The sequence below is a fragment of the Streptomyces sp. NPDC027185 genome (assembly GCF_055567035.1).
This window is the reverse complement of the sequence record NZ_JBVHRF010000007.1, coordinates 245,071-271,582: the sequence shown is the minus strand read 5'-3', so window position 1 is coordinate 271,582 and position 26,512 is coordinate 245,071. Positions and strand designations below refer to the sequence as shown.

Annotated in this window: 22 protein-coding genes and 1 tRNA gene; 7 read left to right on the top strand and 16 right to left on the bottom strand. The window is 73.0% G+C overall.

Annotation, left to right across the window (positions count from 1 at the left end; genetic code table 11):
• Nucleotides 1-231: 231 nt before the first annotated feature.
• Nucleotides 232-600 (top strand): chorismate mutase, encoded by a 369-nt coding sequence (locus ACZ4M8_RS23655; RefSeq protein ID WP_467610404.1) that lies wholly within the window; start codon nt 232-234, stop codon nt 598-600.
• Nucleotides 601-653: 53 nt separating this feature from the next.
• On the opposite strand, the gene ACZ4M8_RS23650 is transcribed toward ACZ4M8_RS23655, so the two are convergent.
• The 4 genes from ACZ4M8_RS23650 to ACZ4M8_RS23635 all read right to left on the bottom strand — a co-directional run bounded on the left by ACZ4M8_RS23650 (nt 654) and on the right by ACZ4M8_RS23635 (nt 7,270).
• Nucleotides 654-2,024, bottom strand: a complete 1,371-nt coding sequence (locus tag ACZ4M8_RS23650; RefSeq protein ID WP_467610620.1) for an OFA family MFS transporter — start codon at nt 2,022-2,024, stop codon at nt 654-656.
• A 171-nt stretch (nt 2,025-2,195) separates the two neighbouring features.
• Nucleotides 2,196-4,346 (bottom strand): acetate--CoA ligase family protein, encoded by a 2,151-nt coding sequence (locus ACZ4M8_RS23645; protein ID WP_467610402.1) that lies wholly within the window; start codon nt 4,344-4,346, stop codon nt 2,196-2,198.
• Nucleotides 4,346-5,575, bottom strand: a complete 1,230-nt coding sequence (gene frc / locus ACZ4M8_RS23640; protein ID WP_467610400.1) for a formyl-CoA transferase — start codon at nt 5,573-5,575, stop codon at nt 4,346-4,348. Before frc ends, ACZ4M8_RS23645 begins: the two co-directional genes overlap by 1 nt.
• Before the next feature lie 12 nt (nt 5,576-5,587).
• On the bottom strand, nt 5,588-7,270 hold the full coding sequence (locus ACZ4M8_RS23635; RefSeq protein ID WP_467610398.1) for a thiamine pyrophosphate-binding protein: 1,683 nt from the start codon (nt 7,268-7,270) through the stop codon (nt 5,588-5,590).
• A 394-nt stretch (nt 7,271-7,664) separates the two neighbouring features.
• Here ACZ4M8_RS23635 and ACZ4M8_RS23630 point away from each other — a divergent pair.
• Nucleotides 7,665-7,749 (top strand) — tRNA-Leu (locus tag ACZ4M8_RS23630).
• A 96-nt stretch (nt 7,750-7,845) separates the two neighbouring features.
• On the opposite strand, the gene ACZ4M8_RS23625 is transcribed toward ACZ4M8_RS23630, so the two are convergent.
• Entirely contained in the window at nt 7,846-9,390 is a 1,545-nt protein-coding gene (locus tag ACZ4M8_RS23625; RefSeq protein ID WP_467610618.1) for an APC family permease, read from the bottom strand.
• Complete coding sequence (locus ACZ4M8_RS23620) at nt 9,378-10,847, bottom strand: aldehyde dehydrogenase family protein (RefSeq protein ID WP_467610396.1); 1,470 nt, start codon at nt 10,845-10,847, stop codon at nt 9,378-9,380. The genes ACZ4M8_RS23625 and ACZ4M8_RS23620 overlap by 13 nt, the downstream gene beginning before the upstream one ends.
• A gap of 373 nt (nt 10,848-11,220) precedes the next feature.
• Between ACZ4M8_RS23620 and ACZ4M8_RS23615 the strand changes: the two genes are divergently transcribed.
• Entirely contained in the window at nt 11,221-11,715 is a 495-nt protein-coding gene (locus tag ACZ4M8_RS23615; RefSeq protein WP_467610394.1) for a DUF6314 family protein, read from the top strand.
• 60 nt (nt 11,716-11,775) lie between these two features.
• Here the strand turns inward: ACZ4M8_RS23615 and ACZ4M8_RS23610 are convergent, their stop codons facing one another.
• Nucleotides 11,776-12,654 carry a class I SAM-dependent methyltransferase gene (locus ACZ4M8_RS23610; RefSeq protein WP_467610392.1) on the bottom strand — a complete coding sequence of 293 codons (879 nt, stop codon included), beginning with the start codon at nt 12,652-12,654 and terminating at the stop codon, nt 11,776-11,778.
• 175 nt (nt 12,655-12,829) lie between these two features.
• On the opposite strand from ACZ4M8_RS23610, the gene ACZ4M8_RS23605 reads away from it, so the two are divergent.
• Together ACZ4M8_RS23605 and ACZ4M8_RS23600 are read left to right on the top strand one after the other, a co-directional pair.
• Nucleotides 12,830-13,291 (top strand): SCP2 sterol-binding domain-containing protein, encoded by a 462-nt coding sequence (locus ACZ4M8_RS23605; RefSeq protein ID WP_467610390.1) that lies wholly within the window; start codon nt 12,830-12,832, stop codon nt 13,289-13,291.
• A gap of 510 nt (nt 13,292-13,801) precedes the next feature.
• Nucleotides 13,802-14,617: an SAM-dependent methyltransferase gene (locus ACZ4M8_RS23600; protein ID WP_467610388.1), complete on the top strand. Its 816-nt coding sequence runs from the start codon at nt 13,802-13,804 to the stop codon at nt 14,615-14,617.
• 71 nt (nt 14,618-14,688) lie between these two features.
• Here the strand turns inward: ACZ4M8_RS23600 and ACZ4M8_RS23595 are convergent, their stop codons facing one another.
• Together ACZ4M8_RS23595 and ACZ4M8_RS23590 are read right to left on the bottom strand one after the other, a co-directional pair.
• Nucleotides 14,689-15,597 carry a helix-turn-helix domain-containing protein gene (locus ACZ4M8_RS23595; RefSeq protein WP_399083540.1) on the bottom strand — a complete coding sequence of 303 codons (909 nt, stop codon included), beginning with the start codon at nt 15,595-15,597 and terminating at the stop codon, nt 14,689-14,691.
• 90 nt (nt 15,598-15,687) lie between these two features.
• On the bottom strand, nt 15,688-15,930 hold the full coding sequence (locus ACZ4M8_RS23590; RefSeq protein WP_467610386.1) for a DUF397 domain-containing protein: 243 nt from the start codon (nt 15,928-15,930) through the stop codon (nt 15,688-15,690).
• Between the two features lie 196 nt (nt 15,931-16,126).
• Between ACZ4M8_RS23590 and ACZ4M8_RS23585 the strand changes: the two genes are divergently transcribed.
• A complete protein-coding gene (locus ACZ4M8_RS23585; protein ID WP_467610384.1) occupies nt 16,127-16,636 on the top strand; it encodes an ATP-binding protein in 510 nt (169 codons plus the stop codon).
• A 112-nt stretch (nt 16,637-16,748) separates the two neighbouring features.
• Here the strand turns inward: ACZ4M8_RS23585 and meaB are convergent, their stop codons facing one another.
• The 7 genes from meaB to ACZ4M8_RS23550 all read right to left on the bottom strand — a co-directional run bounded on the left by meaB (nt 16,749) and on the right by ACZ4M8_RS23550 (nt 25,544).
• Nucleotides 16,749-17,747, bottom strand: a complete 999-nt coding sequence (meaB, locus tag ACZ4M8_RS23580) for a methylmalonyl Co-A mutase-associated GTPase MeaB (protein ID WP_467610383.1) — start codon at nt 17,745-17,747, stop codon at nt 16,749-16,751.
• Nucleotides 17,748-17,754: 7 nt separating this feature from the next.
• Nucleotides 17,755-19,983 (bottom strand): methylmalonyl-CoA mutase, encoded by a 2,229-nt coding sequence (scpA, locus tag ACZ4M8_RS23575; RefSeq protein ID WP_467610382.1) that lies wholly within the window; start codon nt 19,981-19,983, stop codon nt 17,755-17,757.
• Complete coding sequence (locus ACZ4M8_RS23570) at nt 19,983-21,872, bottom strand: methylmalonyl-CoA mutase family protein (RefSeq protein WP_467610380.1); 1,890 nt, start codon at nt 21,870-21,872, stop codon at nt 19,983-19,985. Before ACZ4M8_RS23570 ends, scpA begins: the two co-directional genes overlap by 1 nt.
• Nucleotides 21,873-22,116: 244 nt before the next feature.
• Nucleotides 22,117-22,518, bottom strand: a complete 402-nt coding sequence (locus ACZ4M8_RS23565; RefSeq protein WP_467610378.1) for a DnaJ family domain-containing protein — start codon at nt 22,516-22,518, stop codon at nt 22,117-22,119.
• Between the two features lie 148 nt (nt 22,519-22,666).
• Complete coding sequence (locus ACZ4M8_RS23560; protein WP_467610376.1) at nt 22,667-23,233, bottom strand: GerMN domain-containing protein; 567 nt, start codon at nt 23,231-23,233, stop codon at nt 22,667-22,669.
• A complete protein-coding gene (locus ACZ4M8_RS23555) occupies nt 23,230-24,846 on the bottom strand; it encodes an ATP-binding protein (protein WP_467610375.1) in 1,617 nt (538 codons plus the stop codon). The genes ACZ4M8_RS23560 and ACZ4M8_RS23555 overlap by 4 nt, the downstream gene beginning before the upstream one ends.
• Entirely contained in the window at nt 24,843-25,544 is a 702-nt protein-coding gene (locus ACZ4M8_RS23550; protein ID WP_467610373.1) for a response regulator, read from the bottom strand. Before ACZ4M8_RS23550 ends, ACZ4M8_RS23555 begins: the two co-directional genes overlap by 4 nt.
• A 150-nt stretch (nt 25,545-25,694) precedes the next feature.
• Between ACZ4M8_RS23550 and ACZ4M8_RS23545 the strand changes: the two genes are divergently transcribed.
• Nucleotides 25,695-26,462: a polysaccharide deacetylase family protein gene (locus tag ACZ4M8_RS23545; protein WP_467610371.1), complete on the top strand. Its 768-nt coding sequence runs from the start codon at nt 25,695-25,697 to the stop codon at nt 26,460-26,462.
• The last annotated feature ends 50 nt before the right edge of the window (nt 26,463-26,512 follow it).

The following is a 26,512-nucleotide window of genomic DNA, read 5'->3' as shown; positions in this document are numbered from 1 at the left end:
CGGCGGGCCCGGGGCCCCGGCCCGCCCCGGTGCGTCTCCCGGCCCTGGGGCGTCCGGCCCGCGCCGGGCCCCGGCCCCGCCGCCGCCCGGAAGCCCCACCCCCGCCGTTCCGGGGCGTCGTCCCACGTCACCCCGGCCGTTCCGGTCCCCGAGACACCCCGACCGGTGGGCGCGGCGGACCGGTAATCTGCATCCGATCACGCACCACCGATGACGAATGGCGAGAGACGTATGAGCGAGGAGAGCGCACCCGAGACCGGCGAGGCGGCGGCCGTCTCCGACCGGGCGGCCCGGGAGCGGCTGCTCCACCTGCGCAGCAGCATCGACAATCTCGACGCCGCGCTGGTGCATCTGCTCGCCGAGCGGTTCAAGTGCACCCAGCAGGTCGGCGAGTTGAAGGCCCGGCACAGTCTGCCGCCCGCCGACCCGACCCGTGAGGCCGCCCAGATCGAGCGGCTGCGCCGGCTCGCCACCGACGCCCGCCTCGACCCGGCGTTCGCCGAGAAGTTCCTCAACTTCATCATCAGCGAGGTGGTCCGCCACCACCGCGCCATCGCCGAGGGCACCCACGAGGCGCCGGCCACCCCCGCCGACGGCTGACCGGAGCGGGCGGCGCCCCTCGGCACCGCCCGCCCCCGTACGCCGGGTCCGTCTCAGATCAGCTCGCGGCTGACGGCCCGCCCGCCGGCGACCGCCGCCCCCGGGCGTGTCCGGCCCGGCTGCCGGAGCAGCAGCGTGCAGCCGGCCGCCAGCAGCGAGACCCCGCCGGCCAGCGCGTAGGCGCCGTCGTACCCCCAGGCGCCCACCACCATCGAGCCGAGCCCGCCGCCGAACAGTCCGCTGATCAGCTTGCCGCTGTAGACCAGGCCGTAGTTGGTGGCGTTGTAGTTCTCGCCGAAGTAGTCCGGGGTCAGCGTCGCGAACAGCGGGTAGAACGCGCCGCCGCCGAAGCCGGAGAGGAAGGCGAAGAGGAGGAACAGCCACTGGCTGTGGATGTGCCCCGCCCAGATCACCCCGAACTGCGCCAGCCCGAGGACGACGATGACGGCGACCAGCGTCGTCCTGCGGCCCCACAGGTCCGACAGCCATCCCACGACGGCCCGCCCGACGCCGTTGACGACGGACATCACCCCCATCGACGACGCCGCCACCAGCGGCCCGAAGCCGACCTCGCGGGCGTAGTCCACCTGGAACGAGATCCCGAAGATCGACACCCCGGCGGTCAGCACGACCGCCAGCCACATCAGCGGCAGCATCCCGCTGCGCAGCGCCTCCTTCGGCGTGAACTGCCGTACCGCGGGCGGGTTCTTCGCCAGACTCGCCGCGCTCCGCCGGTCGCCGGCCACCGGCACGGCGCCCTCCGGCGCCCCGGTCGGCGGTGCGATGTGCGCCGGCCACCAGTTGGGCGGCGGATCCCGGAAGAACCACGCACAGGCCGCCACCACGACCAGGACGTACACCCCGATGAGGTCCAGCACCTCGACGTAGTCGGAGGTGTCGAAGGCGTAGTTGAAGAGGAAGATGAACGGCAGCGCGCCGTAGGCGAAGCCGCCGTTGACGAAGCCGGTCTTCGCGCCCCGCCGCTCCGGGAACCACTTGCCGACCATGTTGATGCAGGTCGCGTAGATCAGCCCGGAGCCCAGCCCGCCGACCACCCCGAAACCGCAGAGCGCCAGCGCCACACTGTCCAGATGGGCCAGCGCCGTGAAGCCCACCAGGCACAGCGCCGAGCCGAGATACATCGCCCACCGCGCGGTGAGCAGTCCCCGCTCCCGTAACCACCCCGCCGGGAAGGCGATGCCCGCCTGGAAGAACACCCAGACGCTCAGAATCCAGAAGGTGTCGCTCTGCGACCAGCCGTGCGCCCGCGAGAGGGTGTCCTCGGCGGAGCCGTAGGCGTACTCCGACACGCTGATCGCCATCATCGCGATCCACGGCAGATACACCATCAGTTTGCGCGAGTGGCCCAGCAGCTCCCGGTCGCTCTCGCCGATCCGGTAGACGCGCCCTTCGCCGTCCGTCACGTCGCGGTACCGGATCCGCCGGCCGGACCCGCTCTTGTCGCCCCCGTTCCCGCCTGTGCCGTCCTCGTTGCCGTCCCGTTCCGTCTCCGTGCTCATCGTCCGTCCCCTGCCCGTCGCATGGCTGCCGTCAGCTCCCCCCTGTCCGTGCTCCGTCCGCCCCCGTGGCCGCGTTCACGGGAGTTTCCCCGCGGCCCGCGCCCAGCGGTACTTCGCCCCGAGCACCGCCACCGGCTTCTCCGTCGTGTACGGGTACGCCACCACGCCCCGCGCGAAGAGATACGCGCACGCCTCCTCGACCTCGGTGTCCCCGGCCAGCGACGCCACCACCGGCTTCTCGATCCCGCGCGCCCGGAACTCCGCGACCAGCCGCGCCGTCAGCTCGGCGAAGACCATCGGCGGGGTGACGAGCGTGTGCCAGTAGCCGAGCACCAGCGCATGGATACGCGGGTCCGCAAGGCCCAGCCGGATCGTCGCCTCGTACGTCGACGGCGGCTCGCCGCCCGTGATGTCCACCGGGTTCCCGGCCGCCCCGAACGGCGGGATGAACCGCCGGAACGCCGCGTCGAGATCGGCGGGGATGTCCATCAGCCGCAGCCCGTTGTCGACGATCGCGTCCGACAGCAGCACCCCGGAACCGCCCGCGCCGGTGATCACCACGACGTTGTCCCCGGCGGGCGCGGGCAGCACCGGCAGCGCCCGCGCGTACTCCAGCATCTCCGCCAGGCCCGGCGCCCGGATCACGCCCGCCTGCCGCAGGATGTCGTCGTACACCGCGTCGTCCCCGGCCAGCGCCCCGGTGTGGGAACCGGCGGCCCGCGCGCCCGCGCCGGTCCGCCCCGCCTTCAGCACCACCACCGGTTTGTGCGGCACCGTCGCCCGCGCCGCCGCCACGAACGCCCGGCCGTCCTTCAGATCCTCCAGATGCATCGCCACACAGTCGGTGCGCTCGTCCTGGGCGAAGTAGGTGAGCAGATCGTCCTCGTCGACATCCGCCTTGTTGCCGAGGCCGACGATGGCCGACACGCCCGTCCCGGTGGCCCGCGCGAAGCCCAGGATCGCCATCCCGATCCCGCCGGACTGCGAGGTCAGCGCCGTCCCGCCGCGTACGTCGTACGGGGTGCAGAAGGTGGCGCAGAGGTCCTGCCAGGTGGAGTAGTAGCCGTAGATGTTCGGGCCCAGCAGCCGGATGCCGTACTTCTCGCCGATCGCGACCAGCCGTTCCTGGAGGGCGTGTTCGCCGGTCTCGGCGAAGCCGGACGGGATCAGCACGGCGTTCGGGATGCCCTTGCGGCCGGCCTCCTCCAGGGCCGCGGGCACCAGCGGCGCCGGTATCGCGAACACCGCCACATCGACCTCACCGGGCACCTCCCGCACCGAGCGGTACGCCTTGCGGCCCAGGATGTCGTCGGCCTTCGGGTGCACCGGGTGGATCTCGCCGGGGAAACCGCCGTCGATGAGGTTGCGCATCACCGAGTTCCCGATCTTGCCGGGCGCCGCCGACGCCCCGATCACCGCCACCGACCGCGGCCGCATCAACCGCTCCATCGCGGTCAGGATCTCCTCCCGCGAACGCCGCGGCCGCTCCACCGGCGGGCTCTGTGCCAGCAGGATCCGCACATCGGCGGCGCACACCCCGTCCGCCGCCGCGAACACCGGGTTGAGGTCGATCTCCGCGATCTCCGGGAAGTCCGCGGCGAGTTCGGACGTCCGCACGATCAGGTCGGTCAGCGCCGCGCGGTCCACCGGCGGCGCGCCCCGCACCCCGCGCAGCACCTTCGCCGCCCGGATCGAGTCCAGCATCGACGCGGCGTCCGCTCCGCTCGCGGGCGCCAGCCGGAACGTGACATCGCCCAGCGCCTCCACCAGCACCCCGCCGAGCCCGAACGCCACCACCTTCCCGAACGTCGGATCCGTCACCGCCCCGACGATCACCTCCTGGCCCCCGGTGACCATCTCCTGGACCAGCACCCCGTCGATCCGCGCCCTTGGGGAGTGCGCCGTCGCGCTCCGCACGATGTCGCAGAAGGCGGCGCGCACCTCGGCGGCGGACGCCAGCGCGGTCCGTACCCCGCCCGCCTCCGTCTTGTGCACGATGTCCGGCGAGACGATCTTCAACGCCACCGGGAATCCGATCCGGTCCGCCAGCGCCACCGCGTCGTCCGCGGTCTTTGCCAGCCCCTCCGCCGGGGTCGCGATGCCGTACGCGCCGGCCACCCGCCGGCCCTCGGGCGCCGTCAGCGCCGTACGCCCCTCGGCCCGCGCCGCGGCCAGCACCGCCCGCACCGTCTCCGCCCGGCCCGTGGCTTCCTCACGCTCCGCCATCAGATCACTCCGTTCGCCTTGAGCAGCCGCAGTTCCTCGTCGGCGAGCCCCAACTCGCCGCCGTACACCTCCTGGTTGTGCTCGCCCAGCAGCGGCGAACGGTCGATCTCGACGGGGGAGTCGGACAGCTTCAGCGGGGAGCCGACGGTGGTGAACGTGCCGCGCTCGGGATGGTCGACGCGCACCACCATCCCGTCGGCGACCAGCGACGCGTCCTCGATCAGCTCCTTCGGCGAGAGCACCGGACCGCACGGGACGTTGCGGGCGTTGAGCCGCTCCAGCACCTCCCACTTGGGCAGCGTGGCGCTCCACTCCTCGATCAGCTGGAACATCTTCGCCAGTTTCGGCAGCCGCGCCTCGGGCGTCGCCCACTCCGGATCGTCCGCCAGCTCCGGACGGCCGATCAGCTCGGTCAGCGGCCGCCAGCCGACCGGCTGCACGATCACGTACACGTAGTCGTTGGGCCCGCCCGGCGCGCATCGCACCGCCCAGCCGGGCTGCCCGCCGCCGCTGGCGTTCCCGCTGCGGGGCACGGTGTCGCCGAAGCTCTCGTTCGGGTACTCGGCCAGCGCACCGTGCGCCAGCCGCTGCTGATCGCGGAGCTTGACCCGGCACAGGTTCAACACCGCGTGCTGCATCGCGACGTTCACCCGCTGCCCGCGCCCGGTGCGTTCGCGCTGGTAGAGCGCGGCGAGGATGCCCGCGACGCAGTGCACACCGGTCCCGGAGTCGCCGATCTGCGCCCCGGTCGCCAGCGGCGGCCCGTCCTCGAACCCGGTCGTCGCCATCGCCCCGCCCATCGCCTGCGCCACCACCTCGTACGCCTTGTACGCGGTGTACGGGCCGTCGCCGAAGCCCTTGATGGAGGCGTAGATCAGCCGCGGGTTGATCTCCTTCACGCGCTCCCAGGGGAAGCCCATCCGGTCGACGGCGCCGGGGCCGAAGTTCTCCACCAGGACGTCGCTGCGGGCGATCAGTTCGGTGAGCAGCTCCTTGCCGCGCGGGCTCTTGGTGTTGAGGGTGATGCTCCGCTTGTTGCAGTTGAGCATCGTGAAGTACAGGGAGTCGGCGTCCGGCACATCGCGCAGCTGCCGCCGCGTGATGTCCCCACCGGTCGCCTCCAGCTTGACCACGTCCGCACCGAGCCAGGCCAGCAGCTGCGTGGCGGAGGGCCCGGACTGCACATGCGTCATGTCGAGGACGCGGACGCCCTCAAGTGCCTTGGTCACGACGGGTTCACCTCACTTGTACATCGTCTGGTTCATCGTTCCGGGGGCGTAGGCGTCCGGATCCACCCACACATTGATCAGCGACGGCTTGCCGCTCTCCCGCGCCCGCTGGAGCGCCGGCCGGATCTGCGCCGGATCGCGCACCTCCTCGCCGTAGCCGCCGAGCATCCGCGCGAACTTGTCGTACGGCACATCGCCGAGGGTGTTGCCGACGCGCTCCCGCGCGTCGCCGTACTTGGCGCGCTGGCCGTAACGGATCTGGTTCATCGAGGAGTTGTTGCCGACGATCCCGACGAACGGCAGGTCGAAGCGGACCAGCGTCTCGAAGTCCCAGCCGGTCAGCGAGAACGCGCCGTCCCCGAAGAGCGCCACGACCTCCTTCTCCGGCCGCGCCTGCTTCGCCGCCATCACGAACGGCACCCCGACGCCGAGCGTCCCCAGCGGCCCCGGGTCCATCCAGTGCCCCGGCGCCTTCGGCTGCACCACCTGCCCGGAGAAGGTGACGATGTCGCCGCCGTCCCCGATGTAGACCGAGTCCTCGGTCAGAAAGTCGTTGATCTCGCTGACCAGCCGGTACGGGTGGATCGGATGCGCGTTGGAGCGCAGCTGCGGCAGCCGCTTCTCCACCGCGGCGCGCTCGACCGCCCGCAGCTCCTCCAGCCACTCCTTGCGCCGGACGGAGCCGCCCGCCGTCTGCCCGGATGCGGCCTCGGCGACGGCGGTGAGCACCAGCCCCGCATCGCCCACGATCCCCAGATCCACATCGCGGTTCTTGCCGACGGTCCGGTAGTCCAGATCGATCTGTACGACGGTCGCGTCCGGCGACAGCCGCTTGCCGTACCCCATCCGGAAGTCGAACGGCGTCCCGACGATCACGATCACATCGGCCCGTGAGAAGGCGTGCCGCCGTGACAGCTGGAAGTGGTGCGGATCCCCGGGCGGCAGCGTCCCGCGCCCGGCACCGTTCATGTACGCGGGAACGTTCAGCGCCCGCACCAGTGCGACGGCGGCGTCGGTGGCCCGCGTCGTCCAGACCTGGCTGCCCAGCAAGATCGCCGGCCGCTCGGCCCGCGCCAGCAGGTCGGCGAGCTTCTGCACATCGTCCGGATCGCCCGGCGACCGCGTCGAGGCCCGGTACCGCCCCGCCTCCGGCACCCGCGCCCGCTCCCGGGGCACTTCGGCATCGAGCACGTCCCGCGGGATCTCCAGGAACGACGGTCCGGGGGCGCCGTGGTAGCACTCGCGGAACGCCATCGAGACCATGTCGGCGGCGCGCGCGGTGTCCGGCACGGTCGCCGCGAACTTGGTGATCGGCGCCATCATGTCGACGTGCGGCAGGTCCTGGAGCGACCCCATCTTGTGCTGGGTGCGCGCCCCCTGCCCGCCGATCAGCAGCATCGGCGACTCCGCCCGGAAGGCGTTGGCGACCCCCGTGACGGCGTCGGTGGTCCCGGGCCCGGCGGTGACCACCGCACACCCGGGCTTCCCGGTGATCCGCGCGTACCCGTCGGCGGCGTGCGCGGCGACCTGCTCATGGCGTACGTCGATGACGTCGATGCCCTCATCGACGCAGCCGTCGTAGATATCGATGATGTGCCCGCCGCAGAGGGTGTAGACGACGTCCACCCCTTCCGCCTTGAGCGCCTTCGCGACCAGGTGCCCGCCGGAGATGAGTTCCCGCGCGTCCTCGGGCATGGGGCATCGCTCCCTTTCGCGGGGCCGCCCGCGGACGGCCCCCGACGTGGTCGGACGTAGATTGCATACAGTCGACGAATACTGTATGAACCCGTTATCCCGCATCGCCCGTCCGCTGTCCAGGGGGCAATGAGCCGCGATCGCACCAAGGATTGGTCATGCCCGGGTCGCCGCCGGGGAAAGGCGCGGCCGGCGCCGTCGAGCGGTACGGGGCCGGGAGGTGCCACCTGTGACGCCTGAGGCGGACGAGGTCGCCAACCCTCCGCGAACGTTACGTCCCTTCCATGCCGCTCTGCGCCGATCTATCCAGCGGATACGCAGGTGAAAGGCGCTCCGAAACCTTGGTATTGTTGTCCATGTCGCCGCGGGGAACACCCCGCGAAGACCACACCTTGTCCGGGTGGCGGAATGGCAGACGCGCTAGCTTGAGGTGCTAGTGCCCTTTATCGGGCGTGGGGGTTCAAGTCCCCCCTCGGACACAGCTGAAGGCCCCAGTCGTGAGACTGGGGCCTTCTCTTCGTTTCACCGTGCGGAGGGACCGGCGCCGGGGAGCCCGGCGCGGCGGGGAGTCGTGGTCACGACCCCGCCGCATGGCCCTCCAGCACCCCCGTGCGTTTGCGTTGGACGAGCCAGTAGTAGAGGAAGCCGCCGCCGGCGACGATGCCGATGAAGAGGAAGGCGCCCCAGCGGAGGTACCAGTGCTGGGGGCCCGTCGCGTTGTAGACGGCGGCGCGGGGCCAGGCGAGGTTCACGGACATCGCCAGGCCCCAGAGGACGGCGAGGATGTTGACGGGGAGGCCGAAGCGGCCCAGGGAGAACTTGCCCTCGGCCGGGGTCCAGCGGCCCCGGAGGCGCTGGATCAGCATCGGGACGGTCACCATCAGATACGCCAGGTAGATCATGATGATCGCGATGCTGGTGATCACCGAGAAGATCTGCGGTTGGTTGACGTTGATCAGCAGGATCGCGACGCCCACCAGGCCGATCACGATCGCCGGCAGGACCGGGGTCTGGAACCGCGGACTGACCTTCGCCAGCAGGGACGCGGCGGGGAGATTGTTGTCGCGGGCCATGGCGAAGGCGAGGCGGATACCCGCGGTGTGCACCGCCAGTTCGCAGACGGTGATCGCGATGACCACGCACCACAGGACGATCTGGCCCATCGTCGAGCCCAGCGTGGAGAGCACCACGTACTGGAGGCCGTCCACGGACAGCTCCTCGGCGCGCAGATCGGGCACGGCGAGAAGGGCGAAGAGGAGGATCAGACCGCCGATGAGGAACGAGGCGGTCAGTGCCCGGAGGATGGCCCGGGGGGCGTTGCGGCCGGGGTCCTTGGACTCCTCGCCCAGCGAGGACGCGGTGTCGAAGCCGTACATGACGTACGCGGAGGCGAGTGACGCGGTCAGGAAGGCGCCGAAATAGCCGAGGTTCTCCCCGGCGCCCCTGCCGAAGGTGTTGGTCACCGCGGCCGGACCGCGGGTGATGTGCGCGGCGAGCAGGACGATCAGCACGATCGCCGCGATCAGTTCGATGGCGACACCGGCGGAGTTGATGCGCGCCATCAGCTTGACGCCGAAGGCGTTCACCAGCGTGGTGAAGAGGATGAGGATGCTGCCCAGCAGCACGGCGTTGGCGGCGGCGTCGGTCTTGCCGGTGCCGTCACCGATGAACTGGAACCACGAGGAGATCTGCGGCAGCGTCACCTGATACGCCAGCGCCACCGCGGCCAGCGACACCATGGTGGCGGTGAGCATCATCCAGCCGCCGAGCCAGCCCGCGTGCGGACCGCCGAGCCGCTTCGCCCAGTTGTAGATCGATCCGGCCACCGGATAGCGCGCGGCCAGCTCGCAGAAGCACAGGGCGACCATCAGCTGCCCGCAGAACACCATCGGCCACGACCACCAGTACGCCGGGCCGCCGTGGCTGACGCCGAAGTAGAACAGCTGGAAAGTGCCGGTGAGGATGGAGATGTAGCTGATACCGGCGGCGAAGGTGTGGAAGTTGCCGAGGGTCCGCTTCAGCTCCGGTTTGTAGCCGAACTCGGCAAGTGAGTCGTCGTCATGTGTGCCGTCGTCCCGGGTGCCGGGGCGCGGCGAACCCGCCTCGCTCACTCGAACCACCTCTGCGGCCGGGGCGCGGTGTTCCGCCACACGTGCTTGGCCTCCTGATACTCGGCGAGACCCGCGGGCCCCAGCTCCCGTCCGACACCGGACTGCTTCATGCCGCCCCATTCGGCCTGCGGGACGTACGGATGGAAATCGTTGATCCAGACCGTGCCGGCCCGTAGCCGGCCGGCCACACGGTGAGCCTTCCCGGCGTCCTGCGTCCAGACCGCGCCGGCCAGGCCGTACACCGTGTCGTTGGCGAGCCGGACCGCCTCGTCCTCGTCACGGAACCGCTCGACGGTCAGCACCGGCCCGAACGACTCGTCGTGGATCACCGACATGTCGGGGGTGCATTCGTCCAGCACCGTCGGCAGGTAGTAGAAGCCGTCGCGCAGCGCCGGGTCCTGCGGTGGCCCGCCGCCGCAGCGCAGCACGGCGCCCTCGGAGAGCCCCGTGGCGACGTACGCCGCGACCTTGTCGCGGTGCGCCGCGGAGATCAGCGGGCCGGTACGGGCGTGCTCGTCGAAGGGGCCGCCGAGCGGGATCCGCCGGGCGCGGACCACCAATTCGTCGACGAAACGGTCGTGCAGGCTGTTCTCGACGAGGAGCCGGGCGCCCGCCGAACAGACCTGGCCGGAGTGGAGGAAGACCGCGGTCAGCGCGTGGTCCACCGCGGTGTCGAACTCGGCGTCGGCGAAGACGATGTTGGGGTTCTTGCCGCCCAGCTCCAGGGCGATCTTCTTGACGGTGGGGGCGGCCGCGGCCATGATCCGGCGCCCGGTGACCAGACCGCCGGTGAAGGACACCAGGTCCACCCGGGGGTCCTCGGTCAGCGGGGCGCCGACGAGCGGGCCGGTGCCCAGGACGAGGTTGGCCGCGCCGTCCGGCAGCCCCGCCTCGGCCAGCAGCCGCATCAGATGGACCGCGGTGTGCGGCGTCAGCTCGCTGGGCTTGAGGACGAAGGTGTTCCCGGCACCCAGCGCGGGGGCGACCTTCCACGCCGTCTGGAGCAGCGGGTAGTTCCACGGGGTGATCAGCGCGCAGACACCGACCGGCTCATGGCGGACGGTGCTCTCGATCTCCGGCTGTCCGGTGTCCACCACCCGGTCGGGGGAGCCCGACGCCGTGAGGTTGCCGAAGTAGCGGAAGCAGTTGGCGATGTCGCCCATGTCGTAGACGCTCTCCACCAGCCGTTTGCCGGTGTCCAGCGATTCGGCGCGGGCCAGCGCCTCGGTGTCGCGCACCAGCAGATCGGCGACGCGCAGCAGCAGCGCGCCGCGCTCGGCGGCGGGCGTGCCCGGCCAGGGACCGTCGTCGAACGCGGTGCGGGCGGCGCCGACGGCGGCGGCCGCGTCCTTGGGGCCGCCTTCGTCGACGGTCGCGACCAGGGTGCCGTCCGCCGGGCAGCGGATCTCGCGCCGCCGGCCGTCGGCCGCTGCTCGCCAGCGGCCGCCGATGAACAGGTCCGGCATGGGGATGCCTCCGGTCTCCGGTTGTCGCGCCAGGCCGGCGGCGGGCGGGGCACCGCCTGCCGCCGGGGTACGGCCGCCGCCCACCGCGGCCCGGCGGTCCGCACCCGGGTGATGATCTCGGTACCGAGCGTAGGCGCGGCGGTGCCGCTCCGCACGGCACGGCACCCCCGGCTTTCCCCTGAGCGCCGTGGCGGCAACCCGTAGGGGGACCGGGCCGCCCGACCGGCCCGCCCCGGGGCGCGCCGGTCACCTGGGGCCCGCGCCGCCCCGCCCGCCCCGCGATTCCCGGGCCCGCCGCCCCGCGCGCCCCGTGAGGCAGCCACCCGGCGGCCCGTAGGGGACGGGCACGCGGCGGGCGGGGGAGAATCGGGCCATGCCCACCGCTCCCGGCAACCGGCCGCAGCCCTCGCCCGCCCCGTCCCCCACCGCCTCCGCCTGCCGTCCGGTCCCCGATGTCGTGGCCTACCTCACCGGCCGCTGGAGCATCGAACGCCGTGTCCTGGACGTACGCGCCGGGGCCGAGGGCAGCTTCCGGGGCATCGCGGAGTTCCGGCCCGAAGGCGTGGACGGCGCTCTGCTGCACGTCGAGGAGGGCGAACTGACCTGGGCGGACGCGGTCCACCCGGCCGGGCGCACGCTGTGGCTGCGGCCCCGGCCCGACGGCACGGCCGAGGTGGAGTTCGCCGATGGCCGGCCCTTCCACGACCTCGACCTGCGGACCGGACACTGGCACACCGTCCATCCGTGCGCCGCCGACCGCTACGCCGGCACGTTCACCGTGACCGGACCGGACGTCTGGCGGCTGGAGTGGCGGATCGACGGCCCGGCCAAGGAGGCGGTGCTGCGTTCGGTCTACCGCCGCCGGTAGACCGGACGCCGCACGCGCGGCCCGGCACGCAACCCGTCCGCGCGCGCCCGGCACGCGCTCTCAGCCCTTCGTGGCGCGCAGCGCGTAGAGCATCGGGACGATCGGTTCCGAGGGCGGCAGCCGCCACCAGCCGTTGTCGCCGGGCACCATCGTGTCGAACCGCTTCCACGGGACCTGCTCGGTCTCCCGCAGCACATCGACGCGGAGCCCGGCGGCGGAGACCGCCGAGACGACCTCGCCGAGGCCGTGCCGCCATTCGTAGCTCGTCGCCCCCTCGTCGGCGAGCGGTGGGCCGTCGGTGTACGTGTGCGGACTGTCGCTGCGCAGCGGACCGCGTCCGGCGAGGTAGTCGTGGCGCAGCAGCAGGTCCTGGTTGCCGGGGTCCGGGGTGGGGCCGAGCGCGTCGAGCAGCGGATGGAACTCGACGAGGTAGAGCATGCCGCCGGGGCGCAGCAGCGAGGCGATGATCCGGGCCCAGACGGTGAGGTCGGGGAGGTAGCACAGGGCGCCCTTGCCGGTGTAGATCACGTCGAAGCGGCGGTCGCCGAGCGCTTCGGGTGCGCGGTGGACGTCGGAGTGGACGAAGGTGACGTCCCGGCCGCTGTCGGCGGCGAGCCGGCGCGCCTCGGTCAGGGCGGCGGCGGAGAAGTCGAGGCCGGTGGCGCGGGCGCCGCGGTCGGCGAAGGCGGCGGTCTCGGTGCCGAGGTGGCACTGGAGGTGGAGGAGGTCGCGGCCCCGCAGGTCGCCCAGGTCCTGCCATTCGAAGGGGGCGAACCAGTCCTCGGCGGTCCGGGAACCGTCCAGCCCGTAGAACTCGCTGGCGACGTGGACGGGGGTGCGGGCGTCCCAGTTGGCCTCGTTGGCCTTCACCATGTCCGCGACGGTCGGCCCGTCCTGCGGCGTTCCGCTCTGCTCCGGTTCGCGCATCTGTGTGGTCATGGGGGACTGCCTACCCGGTGCGGCGGGTGGGATGACAGCAGGCGGCGAGGCGGCGGGCGCTTCCCCGGCCGGTGGCGGCGCCACCCGCTGTGACCAGGGGCGTTCTTGCCTGCCGTGCTTCCGGCACCGTAATCTCGCGTATCGGTGGATTTTACCGATTGGTAGGGAGTTTTCCGTGGTCGAGGACGTCCGGGGCCGGTTGGCGGAGCTGGACTTCGCGGGGGTCACGCCCGAGGAGTTCGCCGGGATCGTCAAAGGGCTCAGCGCCCGCCAGATCACCGAGATCGCCACGGGAGAGCTGCGCGCCCGGGTGCTGGGCGAGATCTTCGGGCGGATGGGGGAGCAGTTCCGCCCCGCGGCCGCCGGGGAGCTGCGGGCGCTGATCCGGTGGCGGATCACCGGCGAGTCCGAGGCGGTCTACGAGACCGTCATCGCCGACGGCCGCTGCACGGTCACCGAGGGCCGCTCGGCCGCCGACGCCCGGCTGACCCTGGTGATGGGCGACGCCGCCTTCCTCAAGCTGGTCTCCGGCAACGGCAATCCGGTGACGATGTTCCTCACCCGCAAGATCGCGGCCAGCGGCGATCTGGCCCTCGCCGCCGGGATGCACCGCTACTTCGACATCCCCGTTGCCTGACCCGCCCCGGCGGCCGCCCGTCCGGACGCGCAGGTGTAGGACGCGCCGGACGTGGTAGGCGCCCGGTGCGCGCTCCCTCGCGGGGCGGCGGGTCTTCGGGTGACCGGCCGCCGCCGGGAGCCGGTGCGGATCAGGTGTTGCCCCGCGGGGCCGGTCCGCGCCACGGGGCGCACCCGGCACGGGTGACGCCGGGACAGGGATCGGGCCGCCGCCCCTGAGTGGCGTGGCGGCGGCCCGCCCCCGAACGGGGGGACGATTCCCGGCCACGCTCAGCCACGGGTTCTGCCCGCGCCGTCCCGCTCACGCGCCGTCCGGACCGTACGGACGTCCGCCGTACCCGACAGGCCGTCAACTGCCTCTCCCAGCAGTCTTCCTGGGAGATCAACCCCGCCTCCCAACTGCAACAACCGCACATCCGTAGGTATGTTGGGGACGAGCCCGGCCCGGCCGTCCGTTCGCACGGCGGCCGCAGAACGATGCCGGTGGCGCCGAACGACGGGAACGTAAGTCATGAGCCAAGAGCCCCAGCCGCTGTCCACTGTCGTCGATGTCAGCATCCCGAGCGTGGCCCGGATGTACGACCACTACCTCGGCGGCAAGGACAACTACGCCGTGGACCGCGAGGCGTGCGAGGAGCTGGACAAGGTCGCGCCCAGCACCAAGGCGCTGGCCATCAACAACCGCCGCTTCCTCCAGCGGGCGGTGCGCTGGCTCGCGCAGGAACACGGCATCCGCCAGTTCATCGACCACGGCTCCGGCCTGCCGACCCAGGACAACGTCCACCAGGTCGCCCAGGCCATCGACCCGGACTCCCGCGTCGTCTACGTCGACAACGACCCGATCGTCCTCGCGCACGGCCGGGCGCTGCTGGAGGAGGACGAGCGCACCGCCGTGATCCAGGCGGACATGCGGGACACCGACGGCATCCTGGGCAGCCCCGAGGTCGAGCGGCTCATCGACTTCGACCAGCCCGTCGCCGCGCTCTTCGTCTCCGTCCTGCACTGCATCCCGGACGAGGACGACCCCAAGGCGCTCATAACCCGGGTCGCCGAACGGCTCTGCCCCGGCAGCTTCCTGGTGGTCTGCCATCTGGTCAGCGAGGACAAGGCGACGCGGGACTTCGTCACGGAGTTCATGCGGGTCTCCACCCAGGGGAACTGGGGCCGGGTGCGCCGGGCGGCCGAACTGGAGGCGTTCCTGGAGGATCTGGAGGTCCTGGAGCCCGGACTCGTCGAGGTCTCCACCTGGAAGCCGGACGGCACCATGGGCCCGAAGCAGGCGACCATGGAGTGGATCGAGTACGGCGGCGTGGCGCGGAAGAACTGAGCCCGCCGTACACATGAGGGAGGCGGGGCCCGGTGGCCCCGCCTCCCTCATGCCGCCTGCCGTCCGGCGGCTCAGCCCAGCTCGCGCAGCAGCCCTTCGAGGAGCGCCAGCGAACCGCGCGGCGATTCGGCCTGGGCGCTCAGCCGGTCCATCACGGCGAGGTAGTGGTCCACGTCATCGCGCTTGTCCAGGTAGAGCGAGCTGGTCAGCTGCTCCAGGTAGACGATGTCCGGCAGGTCCGGCTCCAGGAACCGCAGGATGGTGATCGGCCCACCGGCCGCCGCGAGCCCGCCGAGGGCGAACGGCGCGATCTGCAACGTGACGTTGGGCAGTTTCGACATCTCCAGCAGATGCCGCAACTGCTCGGCCATCACCTCCGCACTGCCCAGCGGGCGCCGCAGGGACGCCTCGTCTATCACCGCCCACAACCGCGGCGCGTGCGGCGCCGTCAGCAGCTTCTGCCGCTGCACGCGCAGCGCCACCCGCCGCTCGATGTCCTCGGCGGACGCCCGCGGATGACCGAGCCGGGCCACCGCGCGGGCGTACTCCGGTGTCTGCAGCAGACCGGGGACGAACTGCACCTCGTACGTACGGATCACCGACGCCGCCTCTTCGAGACCGATGTGGGTCTCGAACCAGCTGGGCAGTACATCGCTGTACTGGTGCCACCAGCCCGGGGTGCTGGTGCGGCGGGCGAGTGCGAGGAAGTCGGCGCGCTCCGATTCGGCGGTGACGCCGTAGAGGGTCAGCAGATCGGAGATGTCACGTTCCTTGCAGCTCACCCGGCCCAGCTCCAGGCGGCTGATCTTGGCGTGGGAGCCGCGGATCGCGTCTCCCGCCGCCTCCCGGGAGACGCCGGCGGCCTCCCGCAGCCGTCGCAGCTGGGTGCCGAGGACGATGCGCAGCACCGTCGGCCCGCCGCGCGGGTTGTCGAGGTAATGGCGCAGTGAGGGTTCGCGGCTCGGCTGCGCGGCGGTCATGCTGACTCCCCTGGGTGGTTGGGCGAGCGCTCAGTGTCCCATCGTGGCAAGGATACGTACAGCGAACCGATTATCCGGATGACATATGCGTCAGCCACGGCCGATCAGGTCGTCGAAGTCGCCGTCCTTGGCGCCCTGGACGAACGCCGCGATCTCGTCGCGGGTGTAGACCAGGGCCGGCCCGGCGATGTGCCGGGAGTTGCGCACCGCGACCCCGCCGTCCGAAAGAACCGCCAGCTCAACGCAGTTGCCGCTCGGGTTGCTGCGGCGGCTCTTGCGCCACTGCGCCTGCTCGATACGGGTCGACTGGATGCCGTTGGGCACCGTCTCCATCACTGTCGCTCCCTTGCTGGAGGCGTGGCCTCCTACCGTTCCCGGGCCGTCGTCCACGGTGGCGTGAACAAGCCCCTGTGTGACCGTCCTTGCCGATGTAATTGCAGATGCACTTGCAGCGGGGGGCGGCTGACGAGGATATTAGCTGTCCCGAGCACGACAGCCCAGACCAGAAGCGCCCCTTCGCGGAGACGTGATGACGACACATCCGGCAGAGACCGTGTACGCAACACCGCGCAAGGAGCCGCGCGACGACGGCTGGTGGGTGCCCGGCCCCGACTCCTTCGCCGCCTGCGCGCTGAGCGCCTCCGCCCGCACCGTCGCCGACGCCCGGCGCTTCACCCTCTCCACCCTCCGGGGCTGGCGGATATGCGCGGCGCTGGCCGACGACGCCACCCTGATCGTCTCCGAACTCGTCAGCAACGCCCTGCGCTACGGCGTCCGCGACACCTGTGACGCGACGGACGACCGGGTGGCGGGCCCCGTCGTCACGCCCGCCTGGCTCGCCCTGACCCGGCGCGACGGCGGTGTCATGTGCGCGGTCTCCGACGGCGGCGCGAGCACCCCGCAGCTCGGCGCCCCCGATCCGCTCGCCGAGTCCGGCCGGGGTCTGCGCATCGTCGAACAGCTCAGTGACGACTGGGGATGGACCCTGCCGGACCGTTCCGGCAAGACCGTCTGGGCCACCCTCTCGCCCCGCGCCTGACCGGGCGCCGGCGACCGGCGCGGTACGGCGGCCCGGACACGGCGATGCCCGGACGGGCCCTAGCCGGCCGTCCGGGCACCGCCGCGGGCCTTCTTCTCAAGGCCCCTTCTGCTCAGGGACCTTCGGGAGGCAGCCCGAAGGCTGTCAGGAGGCGTTCGGCGGCCAGCGTCGCGGTGAGCGTGCCCGACCGGACCTCCCGTTCGACGTCCGGAGCGATCCGGCGGACCTCCGGATCGTGCCGCAGCCGGTCCACGAGCTGGTCGCGGACCATCGTCCACACCCACTCCACCTGCTGCGCACGGCGCCGCTCGGTGAGCGCGCCGGTCGACTCCAGCAGCGCGCGGTGCTGCTCCACGCGCTCCCACAGCTCTTCGAGGCCCGTGCCCTCCCGGGCGCTGCAGGTGAGCACCGGCGGCGTCCACACCGCGTCCGGTGGCTGCAGCAGCCGCAGCGCGCCGGACAGCTCCCGGGCCGCCGCGCGGGCGTCGCGCTCGTGCGGACCGTCGGCCTTGTTGACGGACACCAGGTCCGCCAGCTCCAGTACGCCCTTCTTGATGCCCTGGAGCTGATCGCCGGTCCGCGCCAGCGTCAGCAGCACGAACGTGTCGACCATGTCGGCGACGGTGGTCTCGGACTGCCCGACACCCACCGTCTCGACCAGCACGACGTCGTACCCGGCCGCCTCCATCACGATGATCGACTCCCGGGTCGCCCGCGCCACCCCGCCCAGCGTCCCGGAGGTGGGGGAGGGCCGCACGAACGCCGCCGGGTCCGTCGCCAGCCGCGCCATCCGGGTCTTGTCACCCAGGATGGAGCCGCCGGTACGGGAGGACGACGGGTCGACGGCGAGCACCGCGACCCGGTGCCCGGCGCCCGTCAGCCGCGAGCCGAGCGCGTCGATGAACGTCGACTTGCCGACGCCGGGCACCCCGCTGATCCCCACCCGCCGCGCCGCCCCGGCGTGCGGCAGCAGCGCGACGAGCAGTCGCTGGGCCGCCGCGCGGTGGTCGGCGCGGGTGGACTCCACCAGCGTCACGGCCCGCGCGATCCAGGCCCGGGAGCCGGCCCGGACCCCCTCCGCGTACCGTTCGACATCGATCCTCGCGGGCATCAGCGCCTCACAGTTCGTGGCCGAGGGCCCGTGCGAGGTCCCGGACCAAGTCGTACGCGGCGTCCGGGATGACCGTGCCGGGCGGGAAGACCGCGGCGGCGCCCATGTCCCGGAGGGTCTGCACGTCCTGCGGGGGGATCACCCCGCCCACCACGACCGTGATGTCCTCCCGGCCCTCGGCCGCCAGCGCCTCGCGCAGCGCGGGCACCAGCGTCAGATGGCCGGCCGCCAGCGAGGAGACGCCGACGATGTGCACATCGGCCTCCACCGCCTGCCGTGCCACCTCGGCCGGGGTCTGGAACAGCGGGCCGACATCGACGTCGAAGCCCAGGTCGGCGAAGGCCGTGGCGATCACCTTCTGTCCGCGGTCATGGCCGTCCTGGCCCATCTTGGCCACCAGGATGCGCGGCCGGCGCCCCTCGGCGCGTTCGAACTCGGCCACCAGATCCCGGGTGCGGCCGACACCGGAGGAGGGGCCCGCTTCGTCTCGGTACACACCGGAGATCGTACGGATCTGCCCGGAGTGCCGGCCGTAGACCTCCTCCAGGGCGTCGGAGATCTCGCCGACCGTCGCCATCGCGCGCGCCGCGTCCACCGCCAGCGCGAGCAGATTGCGCTCCAGGCCCTCGCCGGGGCCGGCCTTCGCCGCGTCGGTCAGCGCGCGCAGCGCCGCCCGGCAGGCGTCCTCGTCCCGCTCGGCCCGCAGCCGCTTCAGCTTCTCGATCTGCTGCGCCCGCACCGCGGAGTTGTCGACCTTGAGGACCTCGATCTCCTCGTCGGTCTCCACCCGGTACTTGTTCACGCCGATCAGCGCCTGCCGCCCGGAGTCGATCCGCGCCTGCGTACGGGCCGCGGCCTCCTCCACCCGGAGCTTGGGGATGCCCGCGTCGATCGCCTTCGCCATCCCGCCGGCCGCCTCCACCTCCTCGATGTGCTGCCAGGCCCGGTACGCCAGGTCCTGCGTCAGCTTCTCGACGTACGCGCTGCCGCCCCACGGGTCGATGACCCGGCAGGTCCCCGACTCCTGCTGGAGGAAGAGCTGGGTGTTGCGGGCGATGCGGGCGGAGAAGTCGGTGGGCAGCGCCAGCGCCTCGTCCAGCGCGTTGGTGTGCAGCGACTGGGTGTGGCCCTGGGTCGCCGCCATCGCCTCGACGCAGGTGCGCGTCACGTTGTTGAAGACGTCCTGCGCCGTCAGTGACCAGCCCGACGTCTGCGAATGGGTGCGCAGCGACAGCGACTTGGGGTTCGCCGGCTCGAACTGCTGGACCAGCTTGGCCCACAGCAGCCGGGCCGCCCGCAGCTTGGCGATCTCCATGAAGAAGTTCATGCCGATCGCCCAGAAGAAGGAGAGCCGCGGCGCGAACGCGTCCACGTCCATCCCCGCCGCCATGCCCGCGCGCAGGTACTCCACCCCGTCGGCCAGCGTGTACGCCAGCTCCAGATCGGCCGTCGCCCCCGCCTCCTGGATGTGGTAACCGGAGATCGAGATGGAGTTGTACCGCGGCATCTTCTGCGAGGTGTACGCGAAGATGTCGGAGATGATCCGCATCGACGGCTGCGGCGGATAGATGTAGGTGTTGCGGACCATGAACTCCTTGAGGATGTCGTTCTGGATGGTCCCGGCCAGCTTCTCGGGCGGTACGCCCTGCTCCTCGGCGGCCACGATGTAGAGGGCGAGGACCGGCAGCACCGCGCCGTTCATCGTCATCGACACCGTCATCCGATCCAGCGGGATGCCCTCGAAGAGCTGGCGCATGTCGTAGATCGAGTTGATCGCCACGCCCGCCATGCCGACGTCGCCCGTCACCCGCGGGTGGTCGCTGTCGTAGCCGCGGTGGGTGGGCAGGTCGAAGGCGACGGACAGGCCCTTCTGGCCGGCCGCGAGGTTACGCCGGTAGAAGGCGTTGGACTCCTCGGCGGTGGAGAACCCGGCGTACTGCCGGATCGTCCACGGCTGGTTGACGTACATCGTCGGGTACGGACCGCGCAGATACGGCGTGATGCCCGGGTACGTCCGCAGGAAGTCCACCCCGTCGAGGTCGGCGCCGGTGTAGAGCGGTTTGACGCCGATGCCCTCGGGGGTCTCCCACGTGAGGTCGGCGACGCCCGTACCGGTGGCCCGCTCGACGGCCTCGGCCCACCGTGCCGGGTCGGCGCCGGCCGCGCCGCCGTCCAGCGGGACGCCGCTGAAATCGGGGACGGTGCCCGGCCCGTCGGTCCGCCGTGTCCCGGCCATCACGCCACCTCCATGACATCGAGGGCCGAGGCGAGGGCCCCGGCCGCGTCGCAGCCGGTGAAGACGTACGCGTCCACCCCCGCCTGCTCGAACTCCGCGCGCCGCTCACCGGGCGCGCCCGCCAGATACACCCGCACCGCACCGGCCGCCTTCAGCGCCGCCGCGACCTGGGCCGCCTGCTCCGCGTAGAGCGTGTCGCTGCCGCACAGGCAGGCGATCCGCGCGCTGCTCGCCGCGAAGGCCGCGGCCACCGTGTCCGCGTCCACCGACGCGGGCTCGTGCACCGTCTCCACGCCGCCGGCCTGGAAGAGGTTGGCGGCGAACGTCACCCGCGCGGTGTGCGCGGCGGCCGGGCCCAGCGCCGCCAGGAACACCTTCGGGCGGGCGCCGGTCGCCGCCAGATGCGCGTCCGACCTGGCCCGCAGCGTCTCGTACGCATCGTCCCGCCGGACCTGCGGCAGCCCGCCGCCGGTCGGGGCCGGTGCGGCCTCACGGCGCACCGGGGCCTCCGCGAGGTACGGGAACTCGCTGACGCCGGTGATCGGTTCGCGGCGGGTGGCCAGGTCACGGGAGCGGCGCTCCCAGGTGGCGGCGAGGCGGCCGGCGATCAGTCCGCAGTCCAGCGCGGCGGCCTGGCCGCCCGCGCCCTCGATCTCCTGGAACCACGCCCAGGCGGCCCGCGCCAGCTCGTCGGTCAGCTCCTCGACGTACCAGGAGCCGCCCGCCGGGTCGATCACCTTCGACAGATGCGACTCCTCCAGCAGCACCGCCTGGGTGTTGCGGGCGATCCGGCGGGCGAACGCGTCCGGCAGTCCGAGCGCCGCGTCGAACGGCAGCACCGTCACCGCGTCCGCGCCGCCGACCCCGGCCGACAGCCCGGCGACCGTGGTGCGCAGCATGTTCACCCACGGATCGCGGCGGGTCATCATCACCGGTGACGTCACCGCGTGCTGGCGCTGCGCCCGCGCCTGGGGCGAGGCGCCGCACACCTCGGTGACCCGCGCCCACAGGCGGCGCGCGGCGCGCAGTGTGGCGATGGTCAGGAACTGGTCGGCGGTGGCGGCGTACCGGAACTCCAGCTGGCCGCAGGCGGTGTCGATGTCCAGCCCGGCGGCGGTCAGCGCCCGCAGGTACGCGACGCCGGTGGCCAGCGCGCAGCCCAGCTCCTCGGCGGCCGAACCGCCCGCCTCGTGGTACGGCAGCGCGTCCACGGTCAGTGCCCGCAGCCCCGGCGCCTGCTTCGCGCACCGCGCGGCCAGCGCCGCGGCGGCCGTCAGCCGGGCGCCGAGCGCGGTGGCGTCGCCGCTCCGGGCGACGAGCGCCAGCGGGTCGGCGCCGAGCGTGCCGGTCAGCGCGGCCGGGGCCACGCCGGTGGCGGCGGCCAGCGCGAACAGCTCCTCGGCCGCCGCGCCGAACTCCGCGCCCGCGTCGAGTGCGACGGCGGCGAGGTCCAGATGGACGCCGGCCAGCGCCCGCGGCAGCGAACCGGGCGGCACGCCGCCCTCGCCGACGGCCAGCCACAACGAGGTGACGCCGTTCTCCAGGTCGGCCAGGGCCGCTTCGTTGACCCGCTCCGGATCGGGATACGCCTGGCGCTGGCGTACGTCCCAGCCGGCGACGGTGGCGCCCTCGGGGCGGGAGCCGCGGACGAACGGCGGGAAGCCGGGGAGCCCGGCGGCGTCCGCGCCGGCCGGGGCGTCGTCGGCGGTGTAGAGGGGACGGACGCGGATGCCGTCGGGGAGGCCGGTGGCGAGCGCGTCCTCGGGGGAGTCCGCCGCCGGGGTGGCGCCCGACTTGCGCAACACACCCGCGACGAGGTGCTGCCACTGCGCGCGGTCGGCGTCCGGGAACGCGGCGGCCAGGGGGAGTTCGGGGGACTGGGCGGTCATGGCAGCAGGCTAGGCGAACGACCGTTAGCTGGAGCAGGGGCTCCCGCTGTGACCTTGCCCTCGTTGATCCGAGCGGGCGTACGGGCCGGGCGGCGTACTCCCGTGCCCCGCCCGGGGCCTGACGGCGGGCCCGGGACGCGGCAGCCGGCGGCCGGGGCGCGGCGGGTCCGGCCGGGGGCCGCCGCGCCGGGCGCTCCGGTCCGCGGGCGCCGGGGGTGTCGCACCGGCGCCCGCGGGCGGGGCGTCAGCGGGCGTGTTCCCGGCGCCATTGCCGGGCCTGTTCCTCGATGTCGAACGGGGCAAGGCCCAGTGGCGGCCCTTCGAGCGGGGCGCGCAGGGCGGCGCGGATCTTGTTGTTGACGGCGGTCAGGATGCGGCGCAGCGCCGCCTCGCTCGGCGCGTCGGCCGCCGCCCGCTCCGCCTCCTCGGCCTCCTTGCGCAGGGCGAGCGACGGCGGCAGGTAGGAGAGGTCCTCGCGGGCCATCTTGTCCTTGACCCACCACAGTTCGTCGTACGGCTTGTCGAGGCCGGGGAGCGGTTTACCGGCGCCGGGCAGTGCGGCGAAGTCACCCCGCTCCTGGGCCTCGCGGATCTGCTTGTCGATCCAGGATTCGAAGTCGACGCCGGGGGGTTTGCGCTCGGTCATCGGAACATGCCTCTCGCGGGATGCGGGGCCGGGGCCTGCCGTCACCTTCCCGTCGGCGGGCCCGGCCGGGCCGGGGTGCCGCCCCGCGCGGTCCGGCGCGCGGGGGCGCTCTCCCACGGTAGCCCGCCGCCCGGCGCGGGCGGCGGGCTCAGTGCGGTGTCGCCACCGAGGACGGCTGGACCACCGGGAAGGCGGTGTCGCCGCCGCAGACCATCGGGCCGACGCGGGAGCCGGAGCCGGTCAGGGTGACCCGTACCGAGGAGGGCGGGTGGCCGCCGGGGACCTCGGCGTTGGCCGCGGTGCAGACCAGCTGGCTGAGGGCGGCGGTGTCCAGCTTCTTCGGCGGGACGGGCAGCTCGATGTCGACCCGGCCCTCGTCCGCGCGGGCCCGCAGCGGACCGGTCGGCGAGGGCAGCGCGCTGGACAGCCCGCGCTGCCGTTCGGCGTGGTCGGGGCCGTCGAGCAGCAGGTCCAAGGCGGTCTGCGGATCGGCCGGCGCCTTGGCCGGGCGGGTCGCGGAGCGCAGGCCGGACGGTCCGTAGAAGAAGAGCTGGACGCCGGTCTCCGGGCGGCCGGGGGCCTTCACCCCGGACGCCGGGGCGCCCGCGTCGATCACATCGCTGGGCTCGATGCCGCAGCCGGCCGGGACGGCCGCGGCGGCGCAGGCCAGCGCGGCGACCAGTACCCGGACGGCGCGGGGGCGGGGCACACTCATGCGGCGCGCTCCTTGCCGCAGCCGGAGCCGGAGCCGGAGCCGCGTGGGGCCGGGGCGTCCGGGGCGCGGTCCTCGGGACAGTCCGGGGCCGCTGCCGTGCCGGAGGCGTCCTCCGGTGCGTCCGGGCCCGGGGCGTCGGGGCCGTCCGGCCCGGCCCCGGCACCGCCCGGCGGGCGGACCGGCAGTTCCACGGTGAACACCGCGCCGCCGTCGGGCGCGTTGGCGGCGCGGACGGTGCCGCCGTGCAGCCGGACGTTCTCCTGGGCGATGGCGAGGCCGAGACCGCTGCCCTCGGAGCGGGCGCGCGCCGAATCCGCCTTGTAGAAGCGGTCGAAGACGTGCGGCAGTACCTGCGGGTCGATGCCCGGACCGCTGTCGCGGACCTCCAGCCGCAGCCGGCCGGAGTCCGGGCCGGGAGCCTGGAGCCGGACGCGGACCGGCCGCCCGCCGTGGTGCAGGGCGTTGCCGACGAGGTTGGCGACGACGACGTCCAGCCGCCGCGGGTCGAGCCGGGCGCGGACGCCGTCGGGCAGCTCCGCGCCGACCTCGTCCTGCCAGGCGCGGGCCTGGAGCGTCTTGCGGACGGCCTCGGCGACGTCCACCTCGTCGAGGTGGAGCGCGGCGGCGCCCGCGTCGAACCGGGAGACCTCCATCAGGTCCTCCACCATGCGCGTCAGCTTTCCGGTCTCCTGGCTGATCAGACGCACGGCGGACGCGGTGTCCGGGTCGAGCGCCGCGGCGTCCTCGTCGAGTACGTCGGTGACGGCGGTCATCGCGGCGAGCGGGGTGCGCAGTTCGTGCGAGACGTCCGCGGCGAACCGGCGGGCGTTGGCCTCCAGCCGCCGCAGCTCCGCCACGCTGGCCTCCAGCTCCTCCGCCATGTCGTTGAACGACCGGGAGAGACCGGCGAGTTCGTCGGTGCCCTTGACCTCCAGCCGGGTGTCGAGCTTCCCCTCGGCGATCCGCCCGGCCGCCTGCCGCAGCCGCCGCACCGGCCGCAGCACACCCCGGGCGGCGAGCAGCGCCGGCAGCACCGACAGCGCCAGCACCGGCAGCGCCCCCCGCTGCGCCGCGCTGACCAGCGCCTCGACGTTGGCCTCCTCGGCCCGCAGGGGGAGTTGGGCGTACACGGAGAGGGCGGACGGCGCACCGTCGGACTGGCGGACCGGCATGCCGATCAGCAGCCACGGATCGCCGTCGCGCACCACCCGCTGGAAGGCCGGGACGTGGCGCTGCTCGACGGAGCGCTCCAGCTCCTGCGGCAGGGGCACCGGCGCGCCGGACGGGGCGTCGTCCCCGCCGGGCATCCCGCGGTAGCGGACCCGGACGTCCCAGTCCCGGGCGGCACCGGACCGCTCCAGCTGGGCGCGGAAGGCGTCCAGGTCGGTGTGGGTCGGCGGCACGGTCAGCTCCGGGGCGAGCGAGTTGACCTGGGTACGCAGATCGTTGACGGCCGTGTCCTGGGAGCGCTGGAGGATGGCGTTACGGGCCTCGCGGTACGTCAGTCCGGCGGTGGTCAGCGCGCTGACCGCGGCGACCAGCAGGAACGCCACGACGAGCCGGGCCCGCAGCCCGCGCAGCCGCCCCGGAGGGCGCAGGTGCCGGCGCCTCACAAGGGGCCGAAGCGGTAGCCGAATCCGCGCACCGTCTGGACGAAGCGGGGGCTGCGCGGGGTGTCCTCTATCTTCGTGCGCAGCCGCATCACACAGGCGTCCACCAGCCGGGCGTCCCCGTGGTAGCTGTGCTCCCAGACGTGCTCCAGCAGTTGCTGGCGGCTGAAGACCTGCCCCGGCGTGGCCGACAGGAACAGCAGCAGCTTCATCTCCGAGGGCGCGAGCGCGAGATCCCGGCCGTCCTTGGCGACGACGAGCCCGGCGCGGTCGATGGCGAGCGGCCCGTACGCCTCGACGGGCGCGGGCCCGGGGTCGGCCGCCGTACCGTCGGCGGGCGGCGCGGTGCGGCGCAGCACCGCGCGGATCCGGGCCTCCAGCACCTCGCCGCGGGCCGGTTTGACGATGTAGTCGTCGGCGCCCGCCTCCAGGCCGAGGACCACGTCGAGGTCGTCGCCGCGGGCGGTGAGCATGATGATCGGCAGTTGCCGTTCGGCCCGGATCAGGCGGCAGACCTCGAAGCCGTCCTTGCCCGGCAGCATCAGGTCGAGGAGCACGATGTCCGGCCGGAAGCCGGGCAGCATGTCGAGCCCCGCCTCGCCGCTCTCCGCCGCCGCGACCTCGTGGCCGCGCCGCCGCAGGGCGAGGGACACCCCGTCGCGTACGGCGGCGTCGTCCTCGATGAGAAGTACACGTGGCATGGGACCAGTATCAAGAACTTTCATGATGGATCGGTAACAGCCGGATCCTGATCGTTTTTCTTCGCGTCTGTGGGGGTGTGGCCGGGCGCCGTAAAACGCCCGGACCGGACGGAAGCGACACAGGACCACGGCACAGCGCGGGGGACGGACATGAACACGGCAGGGCGCTCCGGGAGCGGACGCGGCATCCTCAAGGCGGTCACCGCGGCGGCGGTGGCCCTCGGCGCCGCCGGGGCGCTGGCCCTGGCCTGGCCCGGCGGCCCGGCGAGCGCCGAGGCGGACACCCCCGCCGCGAGCCGGCCGGCCGCCACGCGCCCGGTGGACCCGTCGATCGTGCACGCCTCGGACCGCGCCGGTCGCAGCCTCAACCTCACCATCGACGACGGACCGGACCCGGTCTGGACCCCGAAGGTCCTCGACGTGCTGGAGCGCCACCACGTCAAGGCGGTCTTCTGCATGATCGGACCGCAGGCCGCCGCCCACCCCGACCTCGTACGACGGGTCGTCGCCGCCGGGCACCGGCTCTGCAACCACACGGTCAGCCACGACACCGGCATGGACCACCGGCCGGAGCGCTACCAGGAGGACCAGATCCTCCCCGCGCAGCGGATGATCGAGCGGGCCGGGGGCGCGCCGGTGCTCTACTACCGGGCGCCCGGCGGCGCGTTCACGCCGTACAGCCGGGCGCTCGCGGCCCGGCACGGGATGCGGCCGCTGGGCTGGAACATCGACAGCAAGGACTTCGAGGGCGGCTCCGTCGCCGCCATCGAGGCGACCGTCCGCGGCGAGCTGGACAACGGCCCGACCGTCCTCTTCCACGACGGCGGCGGCGACCGCGCCCGTACCGTCGAGGCACTGGACCGGCTGCTGCCGTCGCTGCGGCAGCAGGGCTACGGGTTCGGCTTCCCGCAGCACTGAGACGACCGGGCCACGGGCGGGCACGGTCCGGTGCCCGCCCGTGGCCCGAT